We start from the raw sequence: 6,711 nt of genomic DNA, 5'->3' as shown, positions 1-6,711 counted from the left end.
CCGTCCCACTGTCGCGCCGTCGCGTCAGGCCGGCGTCGCGTCGAGCAGGTCGGCGACGCGCGCGCGCCGCTGCGCATCCGCCGCGTGCCATGCGGCGCGGCGCCGCCACTGGCGGTCCGCCGACTGCCGCAGCAGCGTGCGCGATCGCGCGAGTCCCGCGCCCGCCGCGCCGGGCCCGCCGCCGTAGGCGAGCCGTTCGGCCGCTTCTTCGATCGACGCGCCCGGCTGCCGCACGAAGCTGCCGAGCGCCGCAGCCGGATCTTCGTGCGCGTCGAGCGCCTGCGTGATCAGCGCGCCGATCTGGCGATGCGCGGCGTGGAAGCTGATGTCCGTCTCCCGGACCAGCGCGTTGGCGACCTGCGTCGCGATCACGAGTCCCTCTTCGGCCGCCGCGCGCATCTTCGCCGGGTCGCCCGTCACGCCGGTCACCATCAACCGCAGCAGATCGCAGCTTTCGCCGAATGCCAGCACGGCGTCCGCGCACGGCGCGAGCATCTCGGTGCCGATCTCGACCGAATTGCTGAACGGCGTGCGCTGCGACGCGAACACCGCTGCGTTCAGCGCGCCCGCGACGTGCGCGAGCTTGCCCTTGACGATTTCCAGCAGGTACGGATTCTTCTTCTGCGGCATCAGCGACGAGCCGCCGCTCAGCTCGTCCGGCAGCGCGAGGAAATCGGTCTCGCGCATCGTCCAGAGCTGCAGGTCGTGCGCGAGCCGGCTCAACGTCGTCGACGCGATCGCGATCGCGGACAGGACATGCAGCACGAGATCGCGGCTCGCGACCGCGTCGAGCGCACTGTCGAAGCTGCGCGCGAAGCCGAGCAGCGCCGCGCTCACGTCCGGACGGATCGGAAAATCGGTGCCGGCGCCCGCGCCCGCGCCGAGCGGGCAGACGGCGAGATCGTCGTCGAGCCGGTCGAGCGCCGCCTGGTCGCGCCGCAGCGCGGTTTCGACCGACCACAGGTAGTAGCCGAAGCTGCCGGGCTGCGCGGCCTGGTACTGGCTGTACGTGGGCAGCGGCCAGTCGAGCGTGTGCTGCGCCTTGTCGATGAGCGCCGCCCGGACGCGCCACAGCTTGCCGCCGCACGTATCGAGCCAGTCGCGCGCACGCAGCTTCGCGACGCACGCGTTGATGTCGTTGCGGGACCGCGCGGTATGCACCGCGCCGCCCGCGTCGATCCCGACCCGCTCGATGATCAACTGCTCGTACAGCGCATACGCGCCGCGCGGCGCGACGGCGTCGGCGATCGCGGCGAACTCCGCGTCGCGCTGCCGTGCGATTTCCGCGAGCACCGTCGCGGCCCGCGCACGGTCGCAGATGCCCGCATCGACGAGCATCAGCAGATGCGCCTCGTCGATCGCCGCGAACGCGTCGAGTTCGGCGAGCCGCTCCGCGCGCGGCGCCGGCTTGCGGACGATCGAGAGCGCCTCCGGTTGCAGCGTGCGGCGCAGCCGGCCGGTGCTCGCGCCTTCGCCGGCCGCGTCGGCGTCGTCGAGCACGACCGTCACACGCCGCTCGACGCCTTCGAGCGAGTGCGCGAGCGTGTCCGGATCGGCTGCGGACGCGATGACGAGCGCGAGACGGTCACGGAAATCGCCGGTCAGATCGACGCGCTGGCCGGGCTGTTTCAACGGCATGAAGCGCATGCGCACCGCAGGGAAGCGGTCGTCCGGCTCGAACGACAGCGCCTTCAGCTCGCCGCGCCGCGCGGGCAGCACGAAACGGATCGCTGCGTGGTCGCGGCGGCGCGGGCCCAGGTCCGGCGGCGTGCCCGCGTGCAGGTCGATCATCGCGCCGAGGACGTCGACGCCCGTCGCCCATTCGACCGCCTGCGGGATCATGCCGCCCGCGAGACGCGGATTGATTTCGATCACGACGACCTTGCCGCCGCTCACGCGGCATTCGACGTGGGCCGGGCCGAAGCGGTGGCCGGTCGCGTCGAGCGCGCGCAGCGTCTCGGCGACGATCGCATCGCGCTGCGCGGCGGATATCCGCGCGGGAAAATCGTGACCGCGCTCGACGAAGAACGGCAGCGGCCCGAGATGCTTGCCGGTCACGCCGAGCACCGCATAGCCGTGCGCCGCGCCGAGTCCGACGACTTCGACCGAAAATTCCGTGCCGTCGACGAACGATTGCACGAGCAGTTGCGGCGCGACCGCGATGCCGCGCTCGTTGCTGCGCGCGTCGAGGATCCGGTCGCCGTGCGCGAGCATGTCGGCTTCCGTCTGCACGAGCCGTACGCCGACGCTGCCGGAGCCGAACGCCGGCTTCAGCACGCGCGGATACGTGAGGCCGCGCGCCAGATCGCGCAGTTGCGTCCGATCGGACACGATCTCGGTGTCCGCCGTGCCGACGCCCGCGTCGCGCAGGCACCGGTAAAGCCGGCCCTTGTCGCGGCAGGCGCGGATCGCGTCCGGGTCCGCCGCGGGCAAGCCGAAGCGCGCGGCCACGGTCGCGGCGGTTTCGATGTAGTACTCGGACGTCGAGTAGATCCCGCCGATCGCCGGATACGGCGCGAGCGCGTCGACGATCCGCTGCGGATCGGACGTGTCGGCGACGAGCGGCGCGACCCTCTCTTCCTGCAGGAACGGATAGAGCTGCGGCCGGCTCGTGACGAACAGCACGTCGAAGCCGCGCAGCAGCGCCTTTTGCAGACAGAGCCGGCCGGTGCCGGTGGTGTTGCTTTCGATGAATACGAAGGTCTTCACGATGAATGTGGCCGCCAAAGGAAAATCGAAACGCGCCGCTCGCGGCGTCATGCGACAGGCGCGGGCCGGACGTCGCGGATCTGCTCAAGCACGCTGCCCGCCGGACGCGAGCGGCCGGTCGCCTGCTCGAACGTGCGGCGCCCCCATTCGACGTACGCCCACGGGCCGGACGCGGCGTTCGGACTCACCGCGCGCACGGGCTCGGCGTCCGGCGCGGCATCGGCATCGGCGTGCCCTTGCTCGCGCAGCCATGCGTCGTCATAGACGGTGTCAATGTAGCGATGCCCTTCGTCGGGCGCGATGAACACGATCGTCCTGCCGTCGTCGCGCTGCGCGCGCAGCCATTCGGCGACCATGAACGCCGCGCCGGATGTCGGCCCGCAATACAGCCCGTGCTGCCGGTGCAGCCGGCGCGTGCTCGCGAAGGCCTCGGCGGCCGACACCCAGTGCACCTGATCGAAGCACGCGTGGTCGAGATTGTTCGGATAGATCGAGTTGCCGAGGCCGCGCAGCGCGCGCGGCCCGACCGGCAGGCCGAACAGCACGCTGCCGAACGTATCGACGCCGACGAGCGGAATCGACGGATCGACCTCGCGCAGCGCCCGGATCGTGCCGCACGTCGACGCGCCCGAGCCGACCGTGCCGACGATCGCGAGATGCGTGCCGAACGTGCGGATCAGCTGCGCGGCGAATGCGCGATACGCGCGTTGGTTGTCCGGGTTGTCGTACTGCCGCGGCCAGAAGCCGCCGGGGTTGTCGCGCAGTTGCTCCTGCAACGCTTCGAGCCGCAGCACCTGAACGTTCGAGCCGGTCGCGTTCGCCCCGACGATCTGCACGCGCCCGCCGAGCTGCCGCAGGCGCGCCTGCAGCCGTTCGTCGATCGCCGCGTCGCTGACGATGTGAAACGGGATGCGCTTTTCCGCGCAGACGATCCCGATGCCCATCGCGAACGTGCCGCTCGACGTCTCGAGCACGGGCATCCCCGGATTCAGCTGCCCGCTCGCGATCGCGTGCTCGATGATGTACTTGGCGGGCACGAGCTTCATCAGGCGGAACGCGGCCGCGACGAGTCCCGGCCCGAGCCGGATCAGGTCGGGATGGTCGAGCGAGCCGGAGACGCTGTCGTACACCTGGAAGGCGGGTCTGTCGATGGTGTGGGTCATGATGTCGTTCGTGCGATCGATTGTTCGAGCATCCGCAAATAGGCATCCGTCTCGGGGCTCGCGCCGCGCACCGCGCGCGGCCAGCGGGCGTCCCGCCATTCGTCCGCGAGCGCGGCCTTCGTGCGATCGTCGGCGCTGCGGTAGCGCCGGTAGACCCACTCGACGCCGCCCGCGATCGCGGCTTTCATTTCGTCCGCGAACTTGCTCGGCTCGAGCGAATGGCGCGGCAGCTCGACGTGCGACGGCGACGCGCCGCTTGCCGGCGCAGGCGACACGCCGAGCAGTTCGAGCCGGCCGAGCGCGTTCTTGCGGATCTCGGTCAGGAAGGCCGCGCCGGCGGGCGACGTGATGCTCACGCGGTAATTGCCGGCGGCGACGCGCCCCGTGCCGCCGACCTTCGCGCCCGGCAGCCGGTAGTACGAGACCGTGCCGCGCTCGACGAGCACGAACTCGAGCCCGCGATAGCGCAACATCGACGGATGGAAGAAGTCCGTGATCAGCCAGCGCACGCCGTCGATCCGGTGAATCCAGTAATAGATGAGCGGATGGCCCTCGACCATCTCGCCGAACGCCGCCTCGAGGCGGCGCAGCTCGGCGTCGGTCAGCGGCTCGAACGGGGCTTCGCGGTACAGCAGGCGGCGCAGCAGCATCATGCTTCCTCCTTCGTGTCGAAGCAGCGCGCGACGACGAAGATCGCGCACGCGCACGCGGCAATCAGCGACGTCGCCGCCATCACCTTGTAGATCGCCAGGTACTGCGCGAGATAGCTGTAAAGGAAATACATCACGGCGATCGTGAGCGACATGCACAGCCCGATCAGCGACAGGAACGACGCGCGAATCCGGCTCGGCAGACGCTTGTTGAAGTACTCGTTGGCGACAACCGTGACGATCGGATTGATGATCATGACGAGGAAGAACCCGGTGAAGTCGACGGCCGCGACGTTGAAAAACATCGACGCGAGCACGACCGCGGTCAAGAGCGTGCTCGCGAGCACCACCGGATAGAAGCCGAGGAACGACATGGTCCGCTGCATGACGAGATAGACCATGCCGATCAGCATCTGCGCGGCGAAAAAGAACCACGTGATGTGCTCGACGCTGAATCCGTTCTCCTTGAAGAGCGCTTGGCTGAACGTGAAGAACGGCGTCGTGCAGGCCGCGAACACGGTGAAGCCGAGGATCGGCAGCGCGACGCTTCTCCAATGTCCGCGGATGAACGCGAACAGCTCCTTCGTCACGTCCTTGCGCCCCGTGTGTTTTTCCGTCGGCGCTTCGGGCGGCTCCATCGCGAAGCACCACGCGGCGAGCGCCGCCGCGTAGATCGCGAAATACGCGGCATAGACCGCGTTCCAAGACACCTTCTGGAGCAAGCCGCCCGCGAGCACGGCGAACGCGCCGGAGATCAGGCCGAGCGCGTTCGCGCGCAGCTGCACCCGGTTGAAATGCGAGACGCGGCCGTCGACGACGAGGCTGTCGTAGAGGAGCGCGGTGTCCGAGCCGTACACGAGCGCGAGCGCGACGCCGAGGAGCGCGTACAGGCAGACGAACGGCGCGAAGCCGTCGCTGACGATGACGCCGAGCGCGTACACGCAGTACGCGACGAGCCCGAGCAGCACCGAGCGCTTGCGGCCGAACGCATCGCCGAACATGCCGGCGGGCACTTCGGTCACGATGTTCGCGAGAAAGAACACGCCCTGCAGGATGCCGATCTGATACGCGTCGAACCCCTTGTGCATCAGGAAGATCACGAAAATCGCGCGATCGATGATCGCGAGCGTCAGCACCCGGTACGCGAGATAGATGCGCTCGTTTCGCGCGCTGAGCGCGTACCCGGTCGCGACGGCGCTCGGCGCTTCGGCGACGGATTCAGAAAATGGCATGGTCGTCCTTGCCGAAGCGAAGCGGGAGCGGTTCGGCCGCGCGTGCGCGGCGGCTATTGGATCGTGTCATAGACCTTTACGGTTCCGTATCCCGAGAGCGCATCGATCGCCTGCGCGAGGTTGTCGCGGTGGCCCGGCCGGCCGGTGTCGTACAGGATGCCGATGCACGTGCCGCTGTGCGCCGTCACGAGTCCGATCCCCCGCGTCGCCTTGCACACGTCGTGAACCGCGGCCAGATGGCGCTTCGGATTGATCTTCTGGTTGATGTACGCGCTGCGGGTCGACACGCTGCCGATCTCGTCCAGATCGCGCGCGCCGAACGCCGCGACGATCCGATCGAGCAGCTCGTTGAACTCGCTGCGATGCTCGACGTTGTGCCGATGCGCGCGGTCGCGGCGGTGATACTCGAGCGTGTCGATCGTGCCGCCCTCGTCGAGCGACAGGATCTGGATGCCGGACAGACGCCCGAGTTTCGACCACAGCATCCCCTTGCGCTGCAGGTAGACGACCGACTCCGCGAACATCACGCCGTCGGTCGGCTCGATGCCGCTCATGTCGCGGCACAGCTCGCCAAGCGGCAGCTCGCGGCCCATGTAGACCTCGATCGCGCGCGCGGTCGCGAGCAAATCGGCGGACGAGCTGCTGAGCCCCTTGCCGATCGGGATGTCGCAATCGATGTAGAACGTCCCGCCGACGTTGTGCCCGTAGCGCCGGAGGATCACCTTCGCGAGCGCCGCAGCCTTCGTCTTGCCGCTCGGATGCGTGACGATCTCGGTGCTGCCGTGGTCCGGCACGAACGTGCTCACCGAATACTTCTGGATCGGCAGCGTGACGAGAAAATCGGCGTCGTTCTCGTGCAGCACGCCCTGCAGCAGTTCGCCGAACGAGCAGTACGAGATGCCCGACGCCGTTCGGGCGGCCGGGATGAATGAACGCATGGGCTCCGACATGGTCAGT

5 protein-coding genes are annotated in these 6,711 nt (G+C 68.8%); all 5 read right to left on the bottom strand.

Annotation, left to right across the window (positions count from 1 at the left end):
• Positions 1-24: 24 nt before the first annotated feature.
• Genes WS69_RS17755 through WS69_RS17735 form a run of 5 tightly spaced genes read right to left on the bottom strand, consistent with a single transcriptional unit; the run spans position 25 to position 6,692 of the window.
• Positions 25-2,727, bottom strand: a complete 2,703-nt coding sequence (locus tag WS69_RS17755) for a lyase family protein (RefSeq protein ID WP_059472033.1) — start codon at positions 2,725-2,727, stop codon at positions 25-27.
• A 29-nt stretch (positions 2,728-2,756) separates the two neighbouring features.
• On the bottom strand, positions 2,757-3,872 hold the full coding sequence (locus tag WS69_RS17750; RefSeq protein ID WP_059472032.1) for a cysteine synthase family protein: 1,116 nt from the start codon (positions 3,870-3,872) through the stop codon (positions 2,757-2,759).
• The gene (locus tag WS69_RS17745) at positions 3,869-4,522 is read right to left on the bottom strand and encodes a hypothetical protein (RefSeq protein ID WP_059472044.1); all 654 of its coding nucleotides are present in this window, start codon (positions 4,520-4,522) and stop codon (positions 3,869-3,871) included. Before WS69_RS17745 ends, WS69_RS17750 begins: the two co-directional genes overlap by 4 nt.
• The gene (locus WS69_RS17740) at positions 4,522-5,754 is read right to left on the bottom strand and encodes an MFS transporter (RefSeq protein WP_059472031.1); all 1,233 of its coding nucleotides are present in this window, start codon (positions 5,752-5,754) and stop codon (positions 4,522-4,524) included. Before WS69_RS17740 ends, WS69_RS17745 begins: the two co-directional genes overlap by 1 nt.
• Before the next feature lie 53 nt (positions 5,755-5,807).
• Complete coding sequence (locus tag WS69_RS17735) at positions 5,808-6,692, bottom strand: GHMP family kinase ATP-binding protein (protein WP_059472043.1); 885 nt, start codon at positions 6,690-6,692, stop codon at positions 5,808-5,810.
• Positions 6,693-6,711: the final 19 nt, after the last annotated feature.

Origin of the sequence: Burkholderia sp. BDU5 (genome assembly GCF_001522845.1) — a bacterium.
GTDB classification, from domain to species: Bacteria; Pseudomonadota; Gammaproteobacteria; order Burkholderiales; family Burkholderiaceae; genus Burkholderia; species Burkholderia mayonis.
Note: the sequence above shows the minus strand (reverse complement) of the source record. Positions and strands in the feature narration are given on the sequence as shown.

Bases quoted from the DNA above. Each gene is read 5' to 3' on its own strand.
- WS69_RS17745 (WP_059472044.1), bottom strand. From the start codon at position 4,522: ATGCTGCTGCGCCGCCTGCTGTACCGCGAAGCCCCGTTCGAGCCGCTG.
- WS69_RS17750 (WP_059472032.1), bottom strand. From the start codon at position 3,872: ATGACCCACACCATCGACAGACCCGCCTTCCAGGTGTACGACAGCGTC.
- WS69_RS17735 (WP_059472043.1), bottom strand. From the start codon at position 6,692: ATGCGTTCATTCATCCCGGCCGCCCGAACGGCGTCGGGCATCTCGTAC.
- WS69_RS17740 (WP_059472031.1), bottom strand. From the start codon at position 5,754: ATGCCATTTTCTGAATCCGTCGCCGAAGCGCCGAGCGCCGTCGCGACC.